The following is a 24,935-nucleotide window of genomic DNA, read 5'->3' on the forward strand; positions in this document are numbered from 1 at the left end:
GTGATCGTTGACACATCAAGAAGGTTATCAGGAAACCACCCGCCAAAAAGTCGATGCTTTTTTCTTGAGTCTTATTCCTTTCTACACGGTAATTACTGAAGCACAACAAGGGAATACCGGCAAAGCCGTTCAAGCAGGACTGTGGGATATGGCCGGTTTTTTGTCTTTTATCTCCTTAACCATACAAATTGGCGGGCGATTTAGTATAGCCGCGGGAGAAGCTGCCCTTAACGGACTACAAACCGCATTAAAGCAGGCTACATTCCGCCAGGCATTAAGCCAAGGAGGCAAACAATTACTCAAATCGGGTATTCCTCATATAGCAAATAGCCTACCGCCCAATGTGGTAGCTAAATTAGGCACCGCTTTTTTGCGCAGTGCTGATCCAGGATTTGAATTACTGGCATCCGGGGGAATAAAAAGTATTAATGCGTTAAAAAAAGCCGCAAGTCAGTCAAAAATAGAAATCAGTGGATTAAACAAGCTAATAAAGGCACTAGAAAAAAAGGCGGCTGATTTTCCGGTTGTGCCAACTGAAAAAATTGATATAGAAACCGCTTATCGTGCTGATCTGGCAAAAGAGGTTTCGGTCATTAACATCGGTTATGAACGGGGCAATGCGATTTATGTGCAGGTAAATCCGGCAACTGGCGAGCCATATGGCCGCAAATATCTGCGGGATGCTGCTGGTAATCTTGAGTTAGCGCCAGTGCCAATCGGTGAGCGTCTTTACCATCTCAAAACGCAGGGGTTGGGCGGATTGGGATCTAAAATGGCCGATAGACTTTGGGTAGAACAAGAAGACGTACTAAAGCCATTAAAGAAAATGACGCTTAATCAGCTAAGAAAAAAATTAGCACAATCACAAAATGGCAAAGATATTTATATATACAGAAAAGATTTGAGTAACCTGGATGTCAGCCGTATTTTTAATGAAAAAATCGAAATCTCCTCAATCGCGTTTGATGACTGTAAGCTGTCTGAAGTTAACCTAAAAATGCTAATTTACATAGAGTTAGCCTAACTGATAGTGACCTAAATAAAGCTAATCTTATGGAAGCTAATCTTTCTAGGGTTAGTTTAGTACATACTAACTTGGCTGAAGCCAATTTGAATAAAGCTGTTTTAGATACAGTTAATCTCGAATGGGGTTTTTTAGATCGAGCTAATCTAACTGATGCCAGCCTTAAAAATATTAATCTGAAGTATGCTAAGTTGCGTGAAGCAGATCTGACTGGGGTCACTATGGAAAATGTTATTTTGATTAATACTGATTTCACTAAAGCTAATTTAAGTCATGCCAATTTGAAACAGGTATCTATTTTGGGAGCTAACTTCTCGGGCGCCAATCTGGACAATACAGTTGATACTTTTACGCTTAATCTCCCTAAATGGAACGAGGCTAACCTGGATCATGATTTGAATCATTTTAATAATAGCAGAAACAGTATTCTAACTGCGATTGATAGTATTGATAATCAATATAGTGCGTTAAAAACCAAGTTAGCACTGCAATTAATTGACTCTCTTGACCGTCCTGCAATTAACCTTACCCATGTCAGGTTACCGTTGTTAGATATTTTAGCGAAAGAACCCTTTGTAAAAAATCAAGTAATTAATCAGTTTGTTAACAAACTTATGCGTAACTTTTTAGAAAATAATGCATTGCAGCTACTCAGTAAACTAGAAACTAACCCGCAAATAACCCATACTTTTATCAAATATTTTGACCAACAACCCGAACTGATGGTTTCAGCAGAATTTAATAGCGCCTTTATTCAAACCATACTAGCAGCCCGAATAAAAGGAACTGAGGGAGTGAAAACCGCAGCGCAGCAATTATATCAAAAGTATCTGGATTTACCTGCTATTCAGCAACAACTACAACATGCAGAAATTGAGGGGATCTTTGGTGACTATGCTGGCCATGCAGACTGGGCAGATAATCAAGCAACAAATTATCTACTATTGTCGCCAACTAAACCCGGCAGAGTATTACTGGTTGCTGAAAATGACCTCTATCAAATGTTGCATCCTAATGATGAAACAAAATGGAATAACATTTTCCTTTTTCAGGATGGCAAGAATTTAAGTCCAGCAGAATATAATTTGCAACAGTGTTACATGCAAGAGTTTCCTCTTTTTGCCTCACCTTTCTCTTATAATTTGCATCAGTATTTATTTGATAACTTGATTGAAAGTTTAGATTTAGGAAGCCGATTAAAACCTCTATTCTTAAATGCCCAAAAATCTAACACCTTTGCCATAAAACTGGTAGATGATGTTGATCACCAAGAGTTAAGCACAATCTTTTCTCGTGTGCTTGATTTTGAACAGGGCCACATATTGAAAAATGAAAATTATAACCAGATTATTAATCTATACAATCTAACATCAAGTTCAAATAGAAAAAAAGCCGAACATCTCTTCTCGTTATCGACAGTTTTTACCCGTTATTCTTCCAGCGCTATCTTTGGCATCGAAGAGGATTCTCCTGTGATGCTGCGATATTATGCCTATGCTTTACTAGAAAAAGCGCATAAACTTGATCCCAGCTTAATTGGTCAAAATACATTTAATGATTGGAAAAATCGTTTACTTGGTCAAAATGGCGCCTTCACTTGTAGCGCCCTGCTGGCTGATGAGATGACTGTTTATGCTAACCAGCGCTGCAAGCCCATATTACAAAAAATTATCCCACCAGCCTGGCGATAAACACTTCAAATAGAATCGCTTAGAAATAAATAAAATGGCATTGTTGGAAATAACAGCAATGCCTCAAATAGATTATCCAATCTATTTTTTGTTATACAGTAAATAGAATTGGATCTGTCAATTTTTATCATTTAACGAATATTCAGCAAACCGGATCACTTCGTCACCGAGCCAGCTATTGAGCTGTTTTAGCTTGCTTTGTAGCGGTATTAATTCATTGCGCACAAACACTTTGGCCGCTTTTTCCACATCGCCAAAGCCACCAACATTACCGGGGATAATGCCCATAATCTGCGGCGGCACGCGGTGAGCGGCTAACATATCGTCCCGGCTCACATTTTTAATATTTAAAAATTCATCTTTGGCGGCCGCCTCCGACAACGGGATGGTTTGGATACCATCTTTTTTACCGTCCGGCGAATACAAAAACAGATTGCGAAAATTTCCCGGTCCTTTACTGCTTTTGAATGCCTCACGAATATTGTCAATATCCTGCGGGCTTTGTGAGGGATTACTGATATAGAGGATATAGCCAGCGTGGGAGCCGTTAAGATAATATTTGCGCCGAAAAAGCGTCGACGCTTCATTAAGTAATACCGACGTCAGCGCAGCTAAATATTCCAGCAAGCCGTAGATTTCCTGGTTGATATCGGCTTCAATCAGATGAAAAACCTGTCCAGCCGGAAAATCATACAGCTCACAGTCATAGCCATATTTCACCAACCAGTAAGTGACTAAATCCTCCCCGCGTCGGGTAAATTTGGCCGGAATATGTTTAAGCCGTAATGGCCGTTTCAAGCCATTGGTGCGGCGCTCTAAATAACCATTACCAAACAGTAAAAAATCCAGTACAAAACTGTCGAAGTCCTGCCGGCTTAATAACGGATGTGGGATAAAGGTACTGGTGAGAATATTACGTTTGACATAAATCGCATTGCTGTGATGCGGCGCGGCGCGAAAAGGCGGGACAAGCCCTCAAAGCTAATCGGCGGCTTATAGTAGTTATCGATTAACACACATTCCAGATAATCAAATATTTCCCGTCGCTCAAGGGCGGAGATCGGCTCACCAAAAATAAACGCTTCAATCTGCTTACCTTGTTTAGCATTAGTTGCCATTTAAAAAACCTCAATAATATTACGGTGCGTGGCACTGTCGCCGGTGATCGGTTCGTTATACAGCGCATGCATGGTGGCCCAGGCCAGATCAGAGTGGCTGGCTTCTTCACTGCGACAGGCTTTATAAGTCGATTTTTTTGTAACCGTATTGCGCGCGTTACGTTTTCTCTGGCGAGGACAGCATCGGCAATTAAAAATATGAGCGGACACTAGTATATTTTATTAAATTAAAAAGATTCCTGAGTATTTTTAAGATATTCAGGAATAATGAATGGTAAAATTAATATACTAAGATAGTTAAATTAAATTTTTATTTACTATTTACTTCAAAGCAAACTTTAGTAAACTCTTGCAGTTTTGGCGACCAAGTAGTGCCATAGGTACATCCCGCTCTTAGATCATGTATTATGGCATTTGTAGTAACAAAAGCGTTTCCCTTATAGCCCTGCATTAAGACAGGTTTAGAACGAAATAAATCTTTTAATGCATCAATACTTTTTTCTGGGCTATATATAGCACGTAATTTAGCCGTATTGAGCCGCCATAATGTATTGGCAAATAAATTATCAAACAACCGCCAATTACCTTGAGCATATTTTTGCACCATCCATTTTTCTTCACCAATGGGATGATTGGTATGAACAATATAGCCTTTCTGTGTACCATCAATCACTTTATTACCTTTATCTGTTATTTCTATGGTAATAATTTGGTTATTTAAATCGACAAAGCTTGGTGAATATGCGCCATTGGTTTTCAAATCAGTGAAAATAGCAGGGATTTTATAGACATTATCATTTTTGGCAACGATTGCCATCAGCACCGCACTTATAGGCACACCATTTTTACCACTACCTTGACGTAAGCCTTCAATAATATTTGTTGTGGTAGCTAATTTTTTCCCCATTACAATTGAGGTAAAGAAGGGTGTTGGTGCATGCACAATTAAGTCTGGGCTTTGCCAAATAGCGCCCCAACCAGAATATGCTACATTCATATCTTGGGTTTGACCTAAAATACCATTTGACCATCCTATCGCGGTACATGCGGAACCATTTTTCTTCAGCTCAGCCATTTTTTTTAGCGCATTATCCGTCTCTTTTTGAATTTCCTTAGCAAATAATCCCTCTTCAGCCCAGGCAACCAAATAAATTTCGTCTAAAGTATGATTGGTTGCTGCAGCCAGTCCTTGCCAAAAACTAATTAATTCAGGAAATTGTTTTTTTATAACATCAATATTTTTAAGAATAGTACGTTGGTCACTTTCTAATATTTGTTTTTTTACTAAACCGAGTTGCAGCTTGATGTAATCGCCCATTACATCACTTTTAAAAAATTGCTTGTAACCGTTAACTATTTGTTTTCCGCCTTCTTTAGTTAGACCTTCAAATGAGATAACTGGTGTGTTTTTTTGCATAATATCTGTTGTGTTTGCATGATAATAATTACCTGTCAAATGGAATTCTGCTCCATTAAAAGCTTTAACAATATTATCATTTGCTAAAGCAAATTCAGCATTAATTAGAATCGAAATGATAGTTGCTGTATAAATTATTTTTTTCATAAACATTTCCTCTTAAGCATTTATTTACCAAAAAATGCTATCTTCAGAACGTGTGATAACAAAAGCTTGAATTTTTACAAATGCTTAAAATTATCTCAGATTATCATTCTATACCCCTTTATTTGTGTTAATTTAATTACGAATAAATTATTCATATATATCTAAATAGATGGCAAAAAATATTTGTTGCATTCTAACTAGTCATTTTTAGGTTTAATGAAAAACAAATTATTATTTATATTTGTTTTATTAGGTGTAACATTTGGTTAAATAAAATAACATTATTATGTAATTATTTATTAATGACATTTAACACTAAAAGCTATTAAATAAATTATTACTCAATCAAAAATACCACAAAAAAAATTAATATATTTTAATTTAATTTAATTTAATTTAATTTAAGAAAATTAATCATGCTAAATATGTATTAATAAGTAATAGTTTTAGAAATTAATAAATTAAGATAAATAACTTCTGGTATTTATATTTCATTATTTTTAATTTTTGAAGTTAATATTGGAAAGAAATTTGAATTAATAAAATATGGCTAACTAAATTAATTGACTTAAGTTACATTAAAAATAGTTATTGTTTGATTGTTTGATTGTTTGATTGTTTGATTGTTTAATGATTTAATTATTTAAATGGCTTAACTTTAATTATATTTAAAGTTAACTTGCGGAAAGTGAAAATAATGTAATTAATTATAACTAATCTTTTTAATGCAATATTATTTTGTTGTTTTCAGTAAAAAAGTAAACATTAATTACTCAAGCTTGAAATCATTTATAGATAAAAGCTCTCAATTATTTTTCATTATTTAATGATATCTGAAAATAGATTTTATACAGTTTATAATAAAAAAAATCTATAACTCTGGTGTCAATTATTATTAATTAAATTTCAACAACACCTCACAATGATAAACAACTTCACTATAAACATATTATTGACAAATAATGTAACCCTATCGATGTTATTCTTAATTAATGATGCTTTTTCACTTTCATTTTTTGTATCAACCTTCAAACAAATACAATCTCATGCAACTTATCGCGTCAAATAACAGCATAAAAAGAGATCAAAAAGAAGTTATTGTATAGCGCAGGATTATCGCCACAGCGTGCGCATGATTGAACTCAATGATGGCAACCGCCCAATCGGTAACATTCGCGCCGCGATTATTGGTATGGTTTGTACCACGAGAGAAACCGATGAAAAAGCCTTTCCACTGAATAAACCGGTGCTGATTACTGATGTGCAAGGTGCGATAAGTCAAGCCTGGAAAACGGGCATACTGGCACCCGCATTGCAAGTAATTGCCGATCAAGCAAAACCTGATAACAGTTGTAGTAAGAGTTAAACAAGGCGAAACCGAAGACGAAACGACTGCTGATATTATTATCCAGCATGGTCGTAAAACGGGTATTCAATCCTTGCCAGCCGCACAAAATAGTGTGGCTTGTTAAACCTATATTTTAGGCATAGCGGGGCTGAATAATAAAGCAGTTGCAATAGCACTCGCCAGTGTGGCACAAAAACTGCGCACCATGGCTTATATTAGTTCTTATGACTGCCAAACTGGCAGTGAAGCTATAAATATCGGAAAAATTTAGCTAGCCTGAATTGATGTTGATATGGCAGGATCTTTTGCCTTTCGATAGTGTGAATAAAGCCGAAAATAACGCCTGGGCAACAGCAGCCATCACTATCACAGTAATGAAGAAATTTTGTATTTAACAATTGCCACTATTTGATGGCAACGCAATTAACTGTTGTTGTAATCATGACTAACATTATTCTGTAATGCAAAAGTCCTCCGGTTGATCAATGCTAACGCATCGCTGATTTAGGTCTAAATGCTTTAATAACGCTGGGATCGGTTTCAACATAGGGGCCTTCTAATAACTGGATACAGTAAGGTACGCTAGCAAAAATTCCAGCAACAATTTCGCTTCCCTGCTGATCTTTTAAACCGGCTAATGTTTCTGTAATTGATTTTGGTTGTCCGGGTAAATTCAAAATCAATGTTTGCTTGCGGATGACGCCAACTTGACGTGATAGGATCGCCGTTGGGACAAAATGCAAACTGATTTGCCGCATTTGTTCACCAAAACCCGGCATTTCCCGATCGGCAATCGCTAGTGTCGCATCCGGTGTTACGTCACGCAGCGCTGGCCCAGTACCACCGGTAGTTAAAATTAAATGACAAGCTAGATCATCAACTAGCTCACAAAGTGTGAGTTCAATAATTTTTTGCTCATCAGGGATTAAACGTGACTCAATGGTAAAAGCGGTTTTAAGTGCTGTGGAAAGCCAATTTTTAAGTGTAGGGATGCCCAGATCTTGATAAATTCCCTTCGCTGCCCGATCAGAAACAGAAACCAAACCTATCCGCAATTTATCCATGAGATCCTCAAATTTGATATTGAAAACAAGATGTTTAATACTAAATCTATTCAACTTTTGCTGTAGCAACCCAAAGATAAATAATATTATTCCCTTAAGCACCCTTAGCCCAACAAATAAAACTCAAAAGCCTAGTAAGATAGTCCACTAGGCTTTTATTTATAACAGAGAAATATTAATTACAGTTGTTGTGCAACCATTTTTTCTAACTTTTCCTGATCGATAGCAAATTTACGAATACCCTCAGCCAGTTTGTCGGTCGCCATAGCATCAGCATGATGTTGCCAATAGAATTCGGCTTCCGTCATCGGTTTAGGTGGTGACTGTATTTGACCATCAAATGCCAATTGGCGAACAACTTCACCTTGAGACTCAGAAAGTTCTTTAAGTAATGCCGGCGCAATCGTTAAACGATCACAACCTGCCAGTTGCAAAATTTCACCACTATTGCGGAAACTGGCTCCCATTACCACCGTTTGGTAGTCATGTTGTTTATAATAATTGTAAATTTGTGTAACAGAAATAACACCAGGATCTTCTTGTGGAGCATACTCTTTTGTATCGGTATTCGCTTTATACCAATCAAGAATACGACCGACAAAGGGTGAGATCAGATAAACACCGGCTTCAGCACAAGCACGTGCCTGAGCAAAAGAAAATAATAGGGTTAAGTTACAGTTAATACCCTCTTTTTCCAACTGTTCTGCTGCGCGAATACCTTGCCAAGTTGAAGCTAATTTTATCAAAATACGATCATTTTTAACGCCGGCACTATTATAAAGTTTAATAATACGGCGCGCTTTTTTAATGCATGCATCGCTATCATAGGAAAGACGCGCATCAACTTCTGTTGAAATTCTTCCTGGAATTAATTGTAAGATTTCTAACCCAATATTAACTGCCAACTTATCGCATGCATCAATAATTTGTTGCGCGCGTGAATTACTTTGCTCACGTGCCCATTTGATCGCTTCATCAATGAGTGGCTGATATTCTTGGATCTGAGCCGCATTAAGGATCAAAGAGGGGTTAGTGGTTGCATCTTCAGGTTTATAAAGCTTTATTGCGCTAATATCCCCTGTATCTGCCACAACCGTCGTTATTTTACGTAAAGAGGTTAATTTATCGCTCATTTTTTAATCCTGTCGTTATTGAGATGAAGCCGAGGCTCACAATCCTATCTTGCTGTGATAATATCATGCATTGATATTACAACAAATAAGTGCAGCAACCATTGTTATCGATAACATATTTAGCCTGCCTTTTTTCATAACCTACTGTCGTTTGAATAGCAATAATTAACGATAAATGCTACAAATAACCTCAATGATAGCAATACATCATTTTAATGAAGTCGCTTATTTTTGAATTTTACTGGGTAGTAATTATGCTTATCACGATTTCACCAGCCAAAACACTTGATTATGAAAGTCCGTTGGCTACAACTGAATATAGCCAGCCAACCCTATTAACACAGGCAGAGCAATTGATTCAGATCTGCCGTAAACTTACACCAGCGGAAATTGCTAGTCTAATGCATATTAGTGACAAATTGGCTGGTTTAAATGCCGCTCGTTTTGGACAGTGGCATGCTACTTTTACGCTAGAGAATGCCCGAGCGGCGATCTTAGCCTTTAAAGGTGATGTCTATACCGGCCTGCAAGCGGACAGTTTTACGCCAAAAGATTTTACTTTTGCCCAAAAACATCTTCGGATTCTATCCGGTTTATATGGTGTATTACGTCCACTTGATCTGATGCAACCTTACCGATTAGAAATGGGAACTAAACTAAATAATAAACAAGGAAAAGATCTTTATGCTTTTTGGGGTGATATTATTACTGAAAATCTTAATCAAGCCCTAAATAGTCAAGGTGATAATATTCTAATTAACTTAGCATCAGATGAATATTTTAAAGCCATTAATAGCAAAAAACTGGATGCTTATATTGTTAAACCTATTTTTCTAGATGAAAAACAGGGCAAATATAAAGTTATTAGTTTCTATGCTAAAAAAGCCCGTGGGCTAATGAGTCGCTTTATTATTCAAAATCAACTAAAAAATATTCAGCAACTGACTGAATTTAATTTAGCCGGTTATCAATTTGATGACGCTGCTTCCAAAGATAATGAGCTAGTTTTTAAACGATCTCAACAGGGTTAACAATGGAAGCTAATGCTTCCATTGCAGTACTTTGTTATCTAGTCACATGCTTGAGCAAAAATTTACGTAATAAAACAAAATCAGCGGGTAGCTGATGGGAAAATAGCGGCAATTTAGCCCGTTTTGCTAAAGCAGTTGGTAATGGTAATGATTTAGCGAGAATAGAATCTACACTTTGTTTAAATTTAGCTGGATGTGCGGTACTTAAAAACAGTCCGTATTCATCATCTTGCAGCTGATCACGTAAAATACGATAAGCAACTGCGCCATGTGGCTCAGAAATATAACCTTTACTCGCCAGTTCTTGCATGGTTTTTGCGGTCATTTTATCATCAACAACGCCATAACCAAGCTCATCAAGCGCCCATTTTTGGTACAGGAATAGCGCCTCTATCCGTGGCCAATTATTTGGCTGACTAACATCCATCGCATTTGACAGGGTCGCTATTGTCTGATGTGGTAACCATTGCCCCTCGGACAGATAACGTGGAACGGTATCATTAACATTAGTGGCGGCAATAAAACGTTTCACCGGTAGCCCCATAGCTTTGGCAAATAAGCCGGCAGTTAAATTACCAAAATTACCACTGGGTACCGAAATAACTAACTGCTGACGTTTTTCAACCGGTAGCTGGGCAACAGCCTCAAAATAATAACAAATCTGTGCCAATAAGCGGCTAATATTAATCGAATTAGCGGAGGTCAAGCATAATATCCGTTTTAATTCTTCATCATCAAATGCCTGTTTTACCAGTGTTTGGCAATCATCAAAGTCACCGTTGATAGCAATAGTATGGATATTTTCCCCGAGTGTACAAAATAACTTCTCCTGCAAAGAGGTGATCTTATTTTCCGGATAGAGAATAATTACCTGAACATTATTGAGACCATAAAAAGCATGGGCAACGGCTGCGCCAGTATCACCTGAAGTCGCAGTTAAAATAGTAATAGGTTCATTGCTGGCAATTTGTGCCAATATTTGTGCCATAAACCGCCCACCAAAATCTTTGAATGCTAAGGTTGGACCATGATACAACTCCAGGCTGGCGATATTTTCTTCTATTGGCCTAACAACTAACGGAAAATTAAATGCCTTTTTGACGCTTTCTGTCACTTGTTCAAACGGCATTTCATCGCCAATATAGGTGGATAAGATATGGCTACTACGGGTGATAAAATCGTACTGTAACCATTTAGTTAGCTGCTCATCATTTAGTTTTGGTAAATTAAGCGGGAAAAAAAGACCCTGCTGCAGACCAAGCCCCTGTTTTACTGCCTGCACAAAACTGACCTGCTGGTTTTGATTTTTTAAATTATATAATCTCATTTTTAGCCTATCACTCTTGCTCCAACTTGATCTAAACGACACATATGTACAAAACCTTCACTATTTTGTAGGTAATGTTGTGTCAGCCATTGCATTACTTTTTCTGCCGTCTCTCTTTCATAACAAATTGCAAATAATGTCGGTCCTGAGCCAGAGATGCCACAAGCGACTGCACCGAGATTTTTTACTTTTTCGCGGGCGGATATAAAACCGGGCAATATTTGAGCACGATAGGGCTCAGCAATCACATCCTGCAACATATCGATCGCTAAATCAGTTTGTTGTGTGTGACAAGCATGAATAAAACTAGCTAATAATCGACCATGATTAATCGTATCCTGCCGTTGATAATGCGTTGGCAGAATAGCCCTCGCTTCTGCTGTCGCAACCTTGATACCAGGGTAAGCCATCACCCAAATCCAATCAGCGAAAGTAGGGATTGCTTGACTAATCATATTATTTTGTTCGACGATAAGCTGCATACCGCCCAAATAGCAAGGCGCAACATTATCATAATGAATACTACCAGCCACACGGCCTTCTAATTGCCCCATCATTAATAACAAGCTGTTTTTATCAAAAGGACAACCGGCATACTCATTTAATGCCATCAGTGCGGCTACCACTGAGCAGGCACTCGAGCCTAATCCAGAACCTATTGGCATATTCTTTTCCAATGTCATTTCAACATTGAGAGATTCGCCCAATTTTTGACAAAACAGTTGCCAGGCCTGGTAAACGATATTTTGCTGTGGCAGCTGGGGCAATTTAGCAACAAAAAAGCCACTATTTTTCAAATTAAATTTATCCGCCTTTACGACCGAGACACAATCGCCTAATTGCTGATTATCTATTGGAGAGATAGCCGCACCTAATACATCAAACCCAACACTGACATTGCCTATCGATGCGGGTGCATAAACTTTAACCATTTTATGCTCCTATTTTCCTTGTTAGTGCCCGTAATATATCGGCAAATACCCCTGCGGCAGTAACTTCATTACCTGCACCGTAACCTCTTAATACTAATGGAATTGGTTGATAATAGCGGGTATAAAATGCTAAAGCATTTTCACCATCCTTAACTTTATAAAGAGGATTATGTTCATCGACGGCTACCACTTTTACCTGACAACGACCGTCTTTAATTAACCCGACATATCGAAGGACTTTTCCCTGTGCCGCTGCTTGGGCAACTCTTATCTTAAAATCTTGATCTAATTGGGTTAATCGTTGAAGAAAATGGTTAACGTTACCACTGGTATCAAAAGAGATAGGCAAGATCGGTTCAATTTCAATATCACTAAGCTCAAGACAGTAACCTACTTCACGCGCCAGAATCAGCAACTTACGTGCAACATCCATACCAGAAAGATCATCACGAGGATCCGGTTCAGTAAAACCTTTTTCTTTCGCTAACTGTGTTGCTTGCGATAAAGACATTCCTTCATCAAGTAAACCAAAAATATAGGAAAGTGAGCCAGATAAAATCCCGCTAAACGCTAGCAGTTCATCACCTGCATTGAGTAAATTCTGTAAATTTTCAATGACAGGCAAACCAGCACCGACATTCGCTTCATACAGAAATTTACGCTTTGATTGCTCAGCAACTAATCGGATCTGGCGATAATAATGCATACTATCGGTATTAGCTTTTTTATTTGGCGTAACAATATTAAATCCTGCCTTGAGCAAAAAAACATAGTGCTTCGCTATTTGCTGATCAGCGGTACAATCAACGATAACGGGATTTAGAAAACAATGTTTATCTTGTAATTGGCACACATCACGTAAACTAAAAGATCGTTTAGATTGTGATAACGCTATTTGCCAATTATCCAACGTTAATCCTGTAATATCCGTTAACATCACCCGCGAATTAGCAATTGCACAAACTCGCAGATCAATCTGTTGCTTTTTCAACCAATTTTGTTGCCGATAAATTTGTTCAAGTAAAGCATTGCCAACAACACCAACAACAAAAACATTGATAATTTGATCGGTATTAAACAACATTTGGTGACATAACTGCACCGCAATGGTGCTCATATTATTATCAATCACGGCAGAGATTGAGCGCTCTGAAGAGCCTTGTGCAATAGCGACAATGTTAATATTACCACGCGTTAAGGCAGCAAAAAAACGGGCCGATATTCCCTTGCAAGTCCGCATACCATCACCAACTACTGAGATAATCGCTAACTGCTCGATGATATCTAATGAACCAAGTAAACCTTCTTTTAATTCCAAATAAAACTCTTCATTCAGTGCCTGATATGACTGTGATAACTGTTCCTGATATACACAAAAACTAATGCTGTACTCAGAAGAAGATTGCGTGATTAATATAATTGAAATCCCTTTTTGGGACAGCGCGGAAAAGACGCGAGCAGCCATACCTACCATACCCTTCATGCCAGGTCCTGAGACATTAATCATCGCCATATTATTTAGGCTAGTGATCCCTTTAATTGGCATACATTCACTATTTTCAATATTACCAATTAAAGTACCCTTACCCTCAGGCGCGGAGGAATTTTTAATTAAACAAGGGATCTGAAATTGGGCAATCGGAGCAATTGTTCGAGGATGCAGGACTTTAGCTCCAAAATAGGAGAGTTCCATCGCTTCTTGATAAGATATTTCTGTTAGCAACTGAGCTTCTGGCACGATACGAGGATCACAAGTATAAACCCCAGCGACATCGGTCCAAATTTCACAATAATCTGCCCGTAAGCAAGCGGCTAGAACATCCGCTGAGTAATCAGAGCCATTACGCCCCAATATTACCGGTTCATTTTGCCCATTACCGGCAGTAAATCCCGCCAATAAAATAAGATGATCTTTAGGTATATTCAAAGCACTAATGCGCTGGCTAGATTCACGTATATCGACTGTCGCACCAAGATAAGGACCTTCAGCGAATAAATTTTTTACTGGATCAATAATCGTTACTAGGTAACCACGTGCACGCAGTATCGATGCCATAATCGTAATTGACATTTTTTCACCACGGCATATTAATCCAGCATAGAGACTTGCTGGACATTGCCCCAAACCTAATAGCTCAATACCCTGCAATATTTGCTGAATTTGAATAAACTCATTTTCAATCATTTGCCTGACTTTTTCATAGGCAAAATCAGATTGCTTTTCTTGCAAACCGGAGATCAACGCAGAAAAAATTTCATTAGCCCCTTTGATATGTGGAGTAATATCAGCGCCCGACGTCGCTGCATCGATCATAGCAATAAGATAATCCGTGATCTTAGCAGGTGCTGACAAAACTAACGCCACCGGCCCTGCTGTAAATTTATCCGCAACAATATTAGCAACGTTAAGCATTTTATTATCATTGGCAACCGACGTTCCACCAAATTTGAGCACACGCATTGATTTTTCCTCCTGGAATTGGGTTAAAAAAAAACCCGCATCATTTGCTTGGATGCGGGCTTTCTGTTCGATTTCGATTTTAGTTATGCGTCAGCCCGCCCCATAACCAATGGTTACGGTAGTGGTAATGGTGGTAGTATTGAAGCTGGTCTTACGCATCACAGTCCTAACTTTTTATAAAAAATGTTTAGCTATATACTGGTTAAAGCAATTTTAATGCAAAGTCAAATAATCTGTTCTTTAATTACTAAAACCTATTAAACATATTTATATCTTTGTTAAGTAACTTCACGTACAGAATACATTTCACTTTAAGTAGATAAAAAAACATCCATAACCGAATAAATAAGAATTTTTATCTATTTGCCGTCACGAATGCTAGTATGTAAACAGATAAATAATAATACGAGGCTTTGCGTTTATATTTTTCAAATAAATTACATTAGCGCCTAATTTAATATAAATACAATATTTTATGACACAAAAAATCATATAATTTAAGAAATAATCTTTATAATAGCTTTATTTCGATTTTGACGTGTATCAACAAAAGTCATTTTTTTAGGTGGTAAATAACCTTTTAGCTGTTATATTGCTGTTAACATAAAATGAGAAAAGAATTGTTTAGTAAATTTCTTTTAGGTTCGGCATAATTGTTTTTTTGTTACAAAAAATTTATATGAACTTTAATGATATTCGCTAAGCTTTCATTAGTATTATAAAACGAAATTAGAGAAAGCATGCTCTTGAAACATTAGTGTGTAAATCTGGTAATTTATATTGTAGAGAGTTAGGTAGCACATATGCAAACCCCACATATTTTGATTGTTGAAGACGAGATTGTCACACGCAATACCTTAAAAAGCATTTTCGAAGCAGAAGGCTATATTGTACATGAAGCTACTGATGGTGCCGAAATGCACAATATTTTATCTGATAATGATATTAACCTGGTCATTATGGATATTAATTTGCCAGGCAAAAATGGTCTGCTACTTGCACGCGAATTACGTGAACAAGCTCATGTCGCGCTGATGTTTCTTACTGGGCGTGATAATGAAGTTGATAAGATATTAGGATTAGAAATTGGGGCTGATGATTATATAACTAAGCCTTTCAATCCTCGTGAATTAACAATTCGTGCCCGAAATTTGCTTTCGCGCACCATGAATCTTTGCCAAATCAGTGGCGAACGCCGTCAGGTTGAAAGTTATAAATTTAACGGCTGGGAACTGGATATTAATAGTCGCTCTTTAATCAGCCCGATCGGTGATCAATATAAATTACCACGTAGTGAATTCAGAGCTATGTTACATTTTTGTGAAAATCCAAGTAAAATTCAAACACGTGCAGAACTATTGAAAAAAATGACCGGACGTGAATTAAAGCCACATGATAGAACGGTTGATGTGACTATCCGCCGTATTCGTAAACACTTTGAATCGATAGCTGACACACCCGAAATTATTGCCACCATCCATGGTGAAGGTTATCGTTTCTGTGGTGATATTGAAGAATAAATATAGAATATTAAACCCCTTTTATTTAGATTGGGGTTTTAATATATTTTAATGCCATGGCATAATTGGCACGGCACTAATCGCATTTTTAGGCGAGCCATCAATTATTTTGTCTGAATAAGTTAAATAAATAAGTGCATTCCGTTGCTTATCGTAAAAACGTACTACCTGTAGTTTTTTGAAAATCAATGAAGTACGTTTTTGGAAAACAACTTGTCCCTTTTTATTATTTAATTTAATTTTGTCATCTATAATTATTGGCCCAACTTGCTGACAAGAAATTGCCGAATCAGCAGTATCTTCTGCCAGGCCAAGACCCCCTTTAATACCGCCTGTTTTTGCTCGACTTAGATAACAAGTTATATTGTTAATATCCGGATCGTCAAATGCTTCAATAACAATTTTATTATCAGGACCAAAGAGCTTAAATACAGTATCAACAGAACCGATTTCTTCTGCATATATGGTAATTGGTAGAAAAAATATTATTAAAATAGATAGTAATTTTGATAAATCTCGCATGATATTAATTTTCCTTAATACACATTTAATAATAAAATTATTTTTACATTATTAATATCTATAAAAATAATAAAATAGCAATATAAATCAACTTAGTATTAAATGGATGTTTATTATAAAGTCTTTATACTATTTATAGATGATTATTTAAACTAGGTACTTCTATGGATCAAAACAATATTATCCGCGATTTACTATATTGGATCGACACGCATCTAGATCAACCACTATTTCTTGATAACGTCGCGGCTAAAGCGGGTTATTCAAAATGGCATTTACAGCGGATGTTTAAAAACATTACTCAGCAAGCAATTGGCTCTTATATCCGTGCTCGCCGACTTTCCCGTGCAGCTGTTGCTCTTAGGCTGACTAGTCGACCAATTCTTGATATTGCACTGCAATACCGTTTTGATTCACAGCAAACTTTTACCCGTGCGTTTAAAAAACAATTTGGCATTACACCGGCTCTCTATCGTCGTAGTGAAGATTGGTGTGCTACAGGTATGCAACCACCCATTACTTTAGAAGAACAAAAATTACCTAATGTATCCTTTGTCACACTGACACCCAAACATTTAATGGGAATAGAACAAACTTGTTCATATATATTAGAAGAGTGGTCTACTGCATGTGCCGAAATGCGCAAACATTTCTGGCAATATTATCAAGATAAAGCAAAAAATATACCTAATGAAGTTTATGGATTACATCGGGTCGTACATAGTTCAGAAAAGGACGAGGAACAAACTGTTTTATATATCACTGCAGTCGAACCACAATATGCTGATAATAAAAATAATTTATATCATTCAATTATCATCGAAGGCGGTGATTATGCCCGGTTTACTTTTGAAGGAAAACCAACAAAAAGCGATCTACAACAGTTTTTGTATATGATTTATGGTGTTTATATGCCTAATCTCAATCTAACCCGCCGCGCGGGACATGATATAGAACATTATCACCTCAAAGATCCTAATAACCCTGAATGTAACTACGATAATCCGGAAAACCATATGGTCGCATTTGATTATTTTGTGCCGATTAAAAGAACACTTCTCCCTCCACTGAAAACTAATTGATTATAATAGTTGCTAGTTGATCAAATCCAAGGGAATTTTTCCCTTGGCAAAATTATTCTTACATTATTTAATTATTAACGTTAAATTTGCTGTTCATCTAATGCAGGTTCAATTAAATGAGATATATCCCCCGCGGTTTCTACTACCCAACCATTCGCCAACCAAGGCGTTTCCTGAAAATCTACCTTTGAAATAGAGCAGTTACGTAAACGTAAACGTAAACGTAAACGTCTTTCAGCGTAAGTCGGTACACCCAGTATGCGATTAAGAAGCGCACCTAACCCTATCCCATGACTAACCAATAAAGGTAAACTCCCCGCTGGCAAAGAACGACACTCCTCTAGAGCAGTAAACATGCGTTTAGTTATCTCTCCCATAGATTCTCCATCGGGAATACGTGCCCCGGGAGATCCATTAACCAAACTACGACGCCAACGCTCTTCTTCATCACTTAACGAACTAATTGCCCTCCCTTCTAGTATTCCCATGTTCAATTCCCTTAACCGTGGCTCAAGAATAATGTTACAATGGCAAGCTTGCGCGATAATTTCTGCCGTTTTCTGTGTGCGCCCTAAGTCGCTGGATACAATATGAGTGATGCCTATTGATTTAACTTTTTCAGCAACCAAATTAGCTTGTCTAATACCAACTTCAGTGAGTGGGCTGTCAGATTGTCCTTGAATACGCCGAGCCACGTTCCATTCAGTTTCTCCGTGGCGAACAAGATAGACCTGTAACATAATAATTTTCCATTATACTGCACATAATAATATTCTAGAGGATACTAATTAATGTATAAAGTAATCGCAGCAACCGCAAATCCGGCCAAAATAAACGCTATTCACTTAGCATTCGAAGCGGTTTTTGGTACAAACAATTATAAAATCGAGAGCATCAATGTGAGTAGTAACGTAGCCAAGCAACCAATTGGTAATATAGAAACTCGCACAGGTGCACGCCAGCGCGTTATGGCCTTACGCCAAGTTCGACCTGAAGCAGATTTTTGGGTCGGTATAGAAGCTGGCATCGAAGATGAAATGACTTTTGCCTGGATTAGCATTGAGCATAAACAAATTCGAGGTGAATCGCGTTCTGCCAGTATTATGTTGCCCGAGCAAATTCTGCTTAGCATCCAGCAAGGCAGCGAGTTAGGCGATGTAATGGCGAATATCACTGGTATGGCTAATATTAAACATAACGAAGGGGCAATTGGTTTTTTTACCAATGGTTTACTCAGCCGTGCCAGTGTCTACCAGCAAGCGCTTATTTTAGCATTAGCACCTATCCAACATGAAATTTATAAAGAACTTAATATGATGCATGACGACTAAGTCATGTCATCTATACCAAATCGTATAAAGATTGGCTAAAGATGTATATTTAGACAATTAATAAAACATTTTTATGGCTTGAGTAACTGCTGTTCCAACCAAACTTTCACTTCTTTAGTCGCACTCTTCAAACTATTAGAACCTCGTGTGATGGTTGCAATCCCGACTCCTAACTCACTTTTAAGCTCCCGCTGACTCATTTCTCCTTCCATTAATGCCTGGATAATCCGCACTCTTGTCCCGAGCGCCAAACGTTCATCTGGGGTTAAAAATAATTGTAAAATGGGTTGTTGTAACTCATGTTGAAAAGCACTATGTAATAATTCGACAAAACGTTGCCAATCACTATTTTCTTCAGGTTGAAGGGCTGGATCAATAAGATAGTTTTCCATAATATATACCGCCATACTATTTAACTAGTACAATAGCATAACATAAATGGCTCGGTGATGGATACAAAGAGCATTAATAGTTCATCAGCCATTCACTTTCTGTCAATAGTTTAATTGATTTGCCGAGTAAATGTTGATAAAAAAGATTGTAGACTAGTACATTTTTAACATAACGTCGGGTTTCAGAAAATGGAATACTTTCAATAAAAGCGATAGCATTTAGTTTTCCGTCGCTTACGGCCAACCAACGTGTCACTCTGGCAGGACCTGCATTATAAGCTGCACAAGCTAATACGCGATTAAAACCAAATTGCTGAAAAACGCTCTCTAAATATGCGGTTCCAAGCTCAATATTTTTTGCTGGATCAATCAATTTACGACTATCGGTATAATCTAAAATGCCATTAGATTTTGCCACTTGTTGTGCTGTCTGTGGCATTAATTGCATCAAACCAATCGCACCCGCCGCGGAACGCACTTGTGGATTCCAACCACTTTCTTGCCTGGCAATCGCCATAGCAAAACTTTTATCAATTTTTTTATCTTTTGTGTAGCGCTCAAATTCCTGTTACCAGGCAATAGGAAAACGTTCTGTTAAATGATCCCATAGTTTGGCAATAATTGTCGCCTGTACACTCAAATCAGCCCACCGATGTTCAAATGCATAGCGTGCTAGTTGCTGTTGGTGGTTTTTTTTCTGCCTGATAAGCAGATTGATCCATTCAGTCCGAGCTAAATTTTCCTTTTGCCAAAACAATAATTCGCCAATTCGCTGCACTTCAGGCAATGAATCGATATCTTCTTCAGGTTTAGTGGCAAGCGCAATATTAATAGGATACGGAATGTTTAATTTTTGTGCCGCAACCATGGGATAAAATCCGCGTCGCTTGACCAAATTGAATAATATCTTTTTACCTTGGCTATGTTTGCCTTGAGCGATTAAGGTGATCGCCTGCCAATATTGCCACTCTTCCTTATTTCTGCTCTCTTTCGGTAATCGTTTTAACCATTGCGCAAGCGAATGCATGTCATTGCTTGCTAACGCTAAACGTACCCTCCGTTCACGCAAAGAAATGGAAGATGAATGTTGAATAACACTATCGCGCCACTTTGCTTGTGTTAGCGTCACATCACCGAATAATTGCCAGGCGATATCCTCCTTTAATTGCTGTTGTTGTAAATGGCTCATTTTCTGGGCTTGCGTTATCATTGGGATCGCTAGCTTGGCTTTTTCTACCGATTGACGCGCAAAACGGCTAAAGATCACTAATATCACTTGTCGATTAAACTCTGATGGCTTGACCTTGCTAGCAAATTCCAGGACTAAAGTGGGATCTTGCTGTAATTTAGCCAAGCGTTGACCGATAATTTGATCCTTAGCGGGTAAACGATTGACTAAGCGGGTGATCAGAGCAGCATCATTGTTTTTTATAGCTAAAAAAATACGTTGCAAAATCAATTCAGTCGTTAATTGACCCGCTTGTTGCCAAAGGGTAAAAAGTTGATCGCACGCTTTAGGTAGTGAATAACCGTGTAACCAAATCTGTTTTGCTCCCTGCCACGCCGCTTGCTTATTACCCGTTTGCCATTTGGCATAGTAATAATTACAACGAGCCATAACTGGGCTCGGTGGTGTAGGGCTAAAAGTTAGCAGGCTATGCCATTCGCTGCGCTCGGCAAGCTGATTGATAAAAAGGGTAGATAATTTTTGATTGAGAGGAAAATAAGGATATCGATTAATAAAATTCTTAACTTGCGCTATCGAGATTGTATTAAGATCTTGTGTCAATCGCCGATATTCTAAATAGGGATAAAGCGGATATTCTGTTAATGTTGGCATCAAACTTGAGACTCGCTGGTTATCATTAGCATCCCAGGCTTGTTTAATTGCCTGATAACGCTCACGTTGAGCAGTTAATGAGTCCCCCAGAGCATGGAAAGATAACCAGAGTATCATCAGCAATATTATCTCTTGCCACCATTTTTTCGACATCGCTGTTGACTCCTGTTCAAGATAACAATATCTATATAGAAATATTATTATCAAAAACAGATATAATCACTGAGATAATTAAAAATAGATCATAAAAATACAATTCCATAGAATGGCAAAATGATTGTCAGTACCCTTGACAATTAATATCCTAGCTAAAAACTAAACTACTAATGATAGTAAATAGAATCGTGTATAATATGCACTCAGCAATCTACCCGCTCAATTAAATGGCTTAATACAATATGGATAAGGTAATCATTTATTTTAACAAAACTTTATGCTAAAAATCAGCAATAAATCTTGATTAAGATCTTATTAATATTATTAATCGCAATTTAGGCAGAATTTAACTAAGTGCCTGAATATATTTCTTCAAATGAGATAAGCAACACGTTGATATCTAAAATTATTCAATAAGCAAAAAGGTAGAATAAATTGGCACAGTTCGTCTATTCCATGCATCGAGTGGGAAAAATTGTCCCACCGAAAAGGCATATTTTAAAAAATATCTCTCTAAGTTTCTTCCCAGGTGCCAAAATTGGCGTTCTAGGCCTTAATGGAGCGGGTAAATCAACCTTACTTCGCATTATGGCTGGCATCGATACTGAAATTGAAGGTGAAGCACGCCCTAACCCAGGGATCAAAATTGGCTATCTTTCTCAGGAACCAAAACTTAACCCTAATCATACTGTACGTGAAGCAGTCGAAGAGGCAGTTAGTGAAATAAAAAATGCCCTTACTCGCCTTGATGAAATTTATGCTGCCTACGCTGAACCTGATGCTGACTTTGATAAATTGGCCAAAGAACAGGGTCAGTTAGAAGCTATTTTGCAATCACATGACGGTCATAATTTGGATAACCAGTTGGAGCGTGCAGCCGATGCATTGCGCTTACCAGCCTGGGAGACAAAAATAGAACAACTTTCAGGTGGAGAGCGACGTCGAGTAGCGATTTGTCGGCTACTGCTGGAAAAACCCGATATGCTATTACTTGATGAGCCAACTAACCATTTGGATGCAGAATCCGTTGCCTGGTTAGAACGGTTTTTACATGATTACGAAGGTACCGTTGTTGCTATCACTCACGATCGTTACTTCCTAGATAACGTTGCCGGTTGGATCCTGGAACTTGATCGAGGAGAGGGTATTCCATGGGAAGGTAATTATTCTTCTTGGTTGGAACAAAAAGAGACTCGCCTGGCACAAGAGGCTTCCAGCGAAGCAGCTCGCCGCAAATCGATCGAAAAAGAACTTGAGTGGATCCGACAAAATCCTAAAGGTCGTCAGGCAAAAGGAAAAGCCCGCTTAGCCCGTTTTGAAGAGTTAAACAGTGTTGACTATCAAAAGCGTAATGAAACTAGTGAGCTCTTCATTCCGCCAGGACCGCGTCTTGGTGACAAAGTTTTAACGGTTGAAAATCTCAGTAAATCTTATGGTGATCGAATTTTAATTGATAACCTCAGTTTCTCAATCCCTAAAGGGGCTATCGTAGGTATTATCGGTCCAAATGGCGCAGGAAAATCAACCCTTTTTCGGATGATTTCAGGTCAAGAACAGCCTGACTCTGGCACCATCACTTTGGGTGAAACCGTTAAAGTAGCCTCGGTTGAGCAATTCCGGGACACGATGGACAATAATAAAACAGTATGGGAAGAGGTATCCGGCGGGCAAGATATTATGCGCATCGGTAATTTTGAAATTCCAAGTAGAGCTTACGTCGGGCGTTTTAATTTCAAAGGCGTTGACCAGGGTAAGCGCGTTGGCGAACTTTCTGGTGGTGAACGTGGCCGTTTACACTTGGCAAAACTACTCCAGGTTGGTGGAAATATGCTGCTACTGGATGAGCCAACCAACGATTTGGATGTCGAAACATTACGCGCGTTAGAAAATGCATTACTGGAATTTCCTGGCAGTGCATTAGTTATTTCCCACGATCGCTGGTTTCTTGACCGGATTGCTACTCATATTATTGATTATCAGGATGAAGGAAAAGTCACTTTCTTTGAAGGTAATTTTAGCGAATATGAAGATTATAAAAAACGGACATTGGGCGCTGATGCGCTAGAACCTCATCGCATCAAATATAAAAAGATGAGCAAATAAATAATCCTAATAGCATAAGGCTTGCTAAAGCGAGCCTTATCATTTAAAGTCTCGGAGATTTTTCATCCAGCATAAGTAATTGCTGAACCAGCTCAATACAACGTAAAAAACGCTCATCATAATTAGGCGAATCAACCACCACAAACTGCACTTGATTTTCAACCAGTAGTTCAGTCAATAAATTTTGAAATGTTTTGCGTTCCTCATCACTCCCTAAACTACGTAATCCATCAGCCACCCATGGGATATTATTTTCTAGTAAAATAACCAGATCAAAACGGTATTCATCTATCAATGCTTGCACAAAAGGATGTGGTTTCCCCTCATATCGTTTACAAAAAGCTTGGGTGGTAATGAAATCAGTATCGATAAACGCAACTTTATTGGCATATTTAACGGCAAAATCAATATACTTTGCATGACCCAATGCGATCTTGTCATAGTCAGAATATTGTAACGCCATCTCATCGCCCCCTAAATGAGAGAAAACATAATCACGACCATATTCCCAGGCACTGGTGGTATTAAAAATATTTGCCAGCTTGTTAACTAAAGTCGATTTACCACTCGACTCACCTCCTAATATGGCTACCTTACGGACAAAAAAAGGTTTTACTTCTGTTGGAATATATTCCCAATACCGAAATGGCGCTTGCCTAATTTGATGACCACTAATATTCATAAATGTGCGCTCAGGATCAATCAGCACCACTTCTGCACCAAGATATTTTTTATAATGCGCAATATCATCCACTTCACCTGAATAAATAAATTGTGGTTGAATATTTTTTGCCATTAAAAATTTCTTCATTCCTTCGCTCCATACTTGCCAGCCATGTGGGTATGGCTCGATGTCTTGTTCATCAAAGGAATGGATATAAATATTTTTTTGGTATTTGAAAGTTTGTAATAACCACCGTAGCCGATCGCTTACTGTCGGTTGCTGTGACATAGAACTGTCAATAAAAAGCGCTCGATCACGTGGTTCATCATGACAAAGAATGACATATAATTCATCGACTTGACTGCATGCGCGTTGTATCAAATAAATATGGCCAGTATGTAAGGGGTAAAACTTACCGAATACTACGCCAATCCGTTTAGGCTTTAATGGATATTCAATATTTAAAAAACGATGTAAGGCGGCAATTTTTCGCGCGCTAGGATTGTTAATTTTACCATTAATTAATTGGCTTAAATAACCTTTAGTCATGCTGCAAGCTGTAGCAATTTGTTGTAGAGTACAACCCGTTTGCTTAATTGCCTGTTTCAAATAATCAAACTGTTTCATCGCCT

The 24,935-nt window shown here is 37.9% G+C and carries 19 protein-coding genes, 3 pseudogenes and 1 other annotated feature; of the genes and pseudogenes, 8 read left to right on the forward strand and 14 right to left on the reverse strand.

Annotated elements, in window-relative coordinates:
- Nucleotides 1–7: 7 nt before the first annotated feature.
- Nucleotides 8–1,024: a hypothetical protein gene (locus ArsFIN_RS16435; RefSeq protein WP_026822470.1), complete on the forward strand. Its 1,017-nt coding sequence runs from the start codon at nucleotides 8–10 to the stop codon at nucleotides 1,022–1,024.
- 29 nt (nucleotides 1,025–1,053) lie between these two features.
- Nucleotides 1,054–2,715 carry a pentapeptide repeat-containing protein gene (locus ArsFIN_RS16440; protein WP_026822471.1) on the forward strand — a complete coding sequence of 554 codons (1,662 nt, stop codon included), beginning with the start codon at nucleotides 1,054–1,056 and terminating at the stop codon, nucleotides 2,713–2,715.
- Nucleotides 2,716–2,832: 117 nt separating this feature from the next.
- Here ArsFIN_RS16440 and ArsFIN_RS16445 read toward each other — a convergent pair.
- The 3 genes and pseudogenes from ArsFIN_RS16445 to ArsFIN_RS16455 form a co-directional block, all read right to left on the reverse strand.
- Nucleotides 2,833–3,833, reverse strand: a pseudogene (locus tag ArsFIN_RS16445) (phage portal protein).
- A pseudogene (locus ArsFIN_RS27650) lies at nucleotides 3,834–3,962 on the reverse strand (hypothetical protein); the annotation flags it as partial.
- Between the two features lie 181 nt (nucleotides 3,963–4,143).
- The gene (locus tag ArsFIN_RS16455; protein WP_026822473.1) at nucleotides 4,144–5,397 is read right to left on the reverse strand and encodes a C45 family peptidase; all 1,254 of its coding nucleotides are present in this window, start codon (nucleotides 5,395–5,397) and stop codon (nucleotides 4,144–4,146) included.
- A gap of 1,132 nt (nucleotides 5,398–6,529) precedes the next feature.
- On the opposite strand from ArsFIN_RS16455, the gene ArsFIN_RS16460 reads away from it, so the two are divergent.
- Nucleotides 6,530–6,763, forward strand: coding sequence for a hypothetical protein (locus ArsFIN_RS16460; protein WP_135678010.1), 234 nt, complete (start codon nucleotides 6,530–6,532; stop codon nucleotides 6,761–6,763).
- A 470-nt stretch (nucleotides 6,764–7,233) separates the two neighbouring features.
- On the opposite strand, the gene mog is transcribed toward ArsFIN_RS16460, so the two are convergent.
- Together mog and tal are read right to left on the reverse strand one after the other, a co-directional pair.
- Nucleotides 7,234–7,809 carry a molybdopterin adenylyltransferase gene (gene mog, locus ArsFIN_RS16465; RefSeq protein WP_026822474.1) on the reverse strand — a complete coding sequence of 192 codons (576 nt, stop codon included), beginning with the start codon at nucleotides 7,807–7,809 and terminating at the stop codon, nucleotides 7,234–7,236.
- Between the two features lie 179 nt (nucleotides 7,810–7,988).
- A complete protein-coding gene (tal, locus tag ArsFIN_RS16470) occupies nucleotides 7,989–8,942 on the reverse strand; it encodes a transaldolase (RefSeq protein ID WP_026822475.1) in 954 nt (317 codons plus the stop codon).
- Between the two features lie 254 nt (nucleotides 8,943–9,196).
- Here tal and yaaA point away from each other — a divergent pair, with 254 nt between their 5' ends.
- Nucleotides 9,197–9,973 (forward strand): peroxide stress protein YaaA, encoded by a 777-nt coding sequence (yaaA, locus tag ArsFIN_RS16475; protein ID WP_026822476.1) that lies wholly within the window; start codon nucleotides 9,197–9,199, stop codon nucleotides 9,971–9,973.
- A 34-nt stretch (nucleotides 9,974–10,007) separates the two neighbouring features.
- Here yaaA and thrC read toward each other — a convergent pair whose 3' ends face one another.
- The 4 genes from thrC to thrL form a co-directional block, all read right to left on the reverse strand.
- A complete protein-coding gene (gene thrC, locus ArsFIN_RS16480) occupies nucleotides 10,008–11,300 on the reverse strand; it encodes a threonine synthase (RefSeq protein ID WP_026822477.1) in 1,293 nt (430 codons plus the stop codon).
- A gap of 2 nt (nucleotides 11,301–11,302) precedes the next feature.
- Complete coding sequence (gene thrB / locus ArsFIN_RS16485) at nucleotides 11,303–12,232, reverse strand: homoserine kinase (RefSeq protein WP_026822478.1); 930 nt, start codon at nucleotides 12,230–12,232, stop codon at nucleotides 11,303–11,305.
- Nucleotide 12,233: 1 nt separating this feature from the next.
- Complete coding sequence (gene thrA, locus ArsFIN_RS16490) at nucleotides 12,234–14,693, reverse strand: bifunctional aspartate kinase/homoserine dehydrogenase I (RefSeq protein WP_026822479.1); 2,460 nt, start codon at nucleotides 14,691–14,693, stop codon at nucleotides 12,234–12,236.
- Nucleotides 14,694–14,717: 24 nt separating this feature from the next.
- Nucleotides 14,718–14,845 (reverse strand) — a sequence feature (Thr leader region).
- Nucleotides 14,784–14,852, reverse strand: a complete 69-nt coding sequence (gene thrL, locus ArsFIN_RS28890) for a thr operon leader peptide (RefSeq protein WP_135678238.1) — start codon at nucleotides 14,850–14,852, stop codon at nucleotides 14,784–14,786. Its footprint overlaps the feature before it by 62 nt.
- Nucleotides 14,853–15,496: 644 nt before the next feature.
- Between thrL and arcA the strand changes: the two genes are divergently transcribed.
- Nucleotides 15,497–16,213, forward strand: coding sequence for a two-component system response regulator ArcA (gene arcA, locus ArsFIN_RS16500; RefSeq protein ID WP_026822480.1), 717 nt, complete (start codon nucleotides 15,497–15,499; stop codon nucleotides 16,211–16,213).
- Between the two features lie 48 nt (nucleotides 16,214–16,261).
- Here arcA and creA read toward each other — a convergent pair whose 3' ends face one another.
- Nucleotides 16,262–16,735 (reverse strand): protein CreA, encoded by a 474-nt coding sequence (gene creA, locus ArsFIN_RS16505; protein ID WP_026822481.1) that lies wholly within the window; start codon nucleotides 16,733–16,735, stop codon nucleotides 16,262–16,264.
- A gap of 164 nt (nucleotides 16,736–16,899) precedes the next feature.
- On the opposite strand from creA, the gene robA reads away from it, so the two are divergent.
- Nucleotides 16,900–17,817: an MDR efflux pump AcrAB transcriptional activator RobA gene (robA, locus tag ArsFIN_RS16510; RefSeq protein WP_026822482.1), complete on the forward strand. Its 918-nt coding sequence runs from the start codon at nucleotides 16,900–16,902 to the stop codon at nucleotides 17,815–17,817.
- 80 nt (nucleotides 17,818–17,897) lie between these two features.
- On the opposite strand, the gene gpmB is transcribed toward robA, so the two are convergent.
- Nucleotides 17,898–18,557: a 2,3-diphosphoglycerate-dependent phosphoglycerate mutase GpmB gene (gene gpmB, locus ArsFIN_RS16515; RefSeq protein WP_026822483.1), complete on the reverse strand. Its 660-nt coding sequence runs from the start codon at nucleotides 18,555–18,557 to the stop codon at nucleotides 17,898–17,900.
- A gap of 51 nt (nucleotides 18,558–18,608) precedes the next feature.
- Here gpmB and yjjX point away from each other — a divergent pair, with 51 nt between their 5' ends.
- Nucleotides 18,609–19,148 carry an inosine/xanthosine triphosphatase gene (gene yjjX, locus ArsFIN_RS16520; RefSeq protein WP_026822484.1) on the forward strand — a complete coding sequence of 180 codons (540 nt, stop codon included), beginning with the start codon at nucleotides 18,609–18,611 and terminating at the stop codon, nucleotides 19,146–19,148.
- A 71-nt stretch (nucleotides 19,149–19,219) separates the two neighbouring features.
- Here the strand turns inward: yjjX and trpR are convergent, their stop codons facing one another.
- A complete protein-coding gene (gene trpR, locus ArsFIN_RS16525; RefSeq protein WP_034249457.1) occupies nucleotides 19,220–19,540 on the reverse strand; it encodes a trp operon repressor in 321 nt (106 codons plus the stop codon).
- A gap of 73 nt (nucleotides 19,541–19,613) precedes the next feature.
- A pseudogene (gene sltY, locus ArsFIN_RS16530) lies at nucleotides 19,614–21,533 on the reverse strand (murein transglycosylase).
- Nucleotides 21,534–21,971: 438 nt separating this feature from the next.
- On the opposite strand from sltY, the gene ettA reads away from it, so the two are divergent.
- Nucleotides 21,972–23,639, forward strand: coding sequence for an energy-dependent translational throttle protein EttA (gene ettA / locus ArsFIN_RS16535; RefSeq protein WP_034249459.1), 1,668 nt, complete (start codon nucleotides 21,972–21,974; stop codon nucleotides 23,637–23,639).
- Between the two features lie 43 nt (nucleotides 23,640–23,682).
- Here ettA and nadR read toward each other — a convergent pair whose 3' ends face one another.
- The gene (nadR, locus tag ArsFIN_RS16540) at nucleotides 23,683–24,930 is read right to left on the reverse strand and encodes a multifunctional transcriptional regulator/nicotinamide-nucleotide adenylyltransferase/ribosylnicotinamide kinase NadR (RefSeq protein WP_026822487.1); all 1,248 of its coding nucleotides are present in this window, start codon (nucleotides 24,928–24,930) and stop codon (nucleotides 23,683–23,685) included.
- Nucleotides 24,931–24,935: the final 5 nt, after the last annotated feature.

It is taken from the genome of Arsenophonus nasoniae (genome assembly GCF_004768525.1).
Taxonomy (GTDB): domain Bacteria; phylum Pseudomonadota; class Gammaproteobacteria; order Enterobacterales; family Enterobacteriaceae; genus Arsenophonus; species Arsenophonus nasoniae.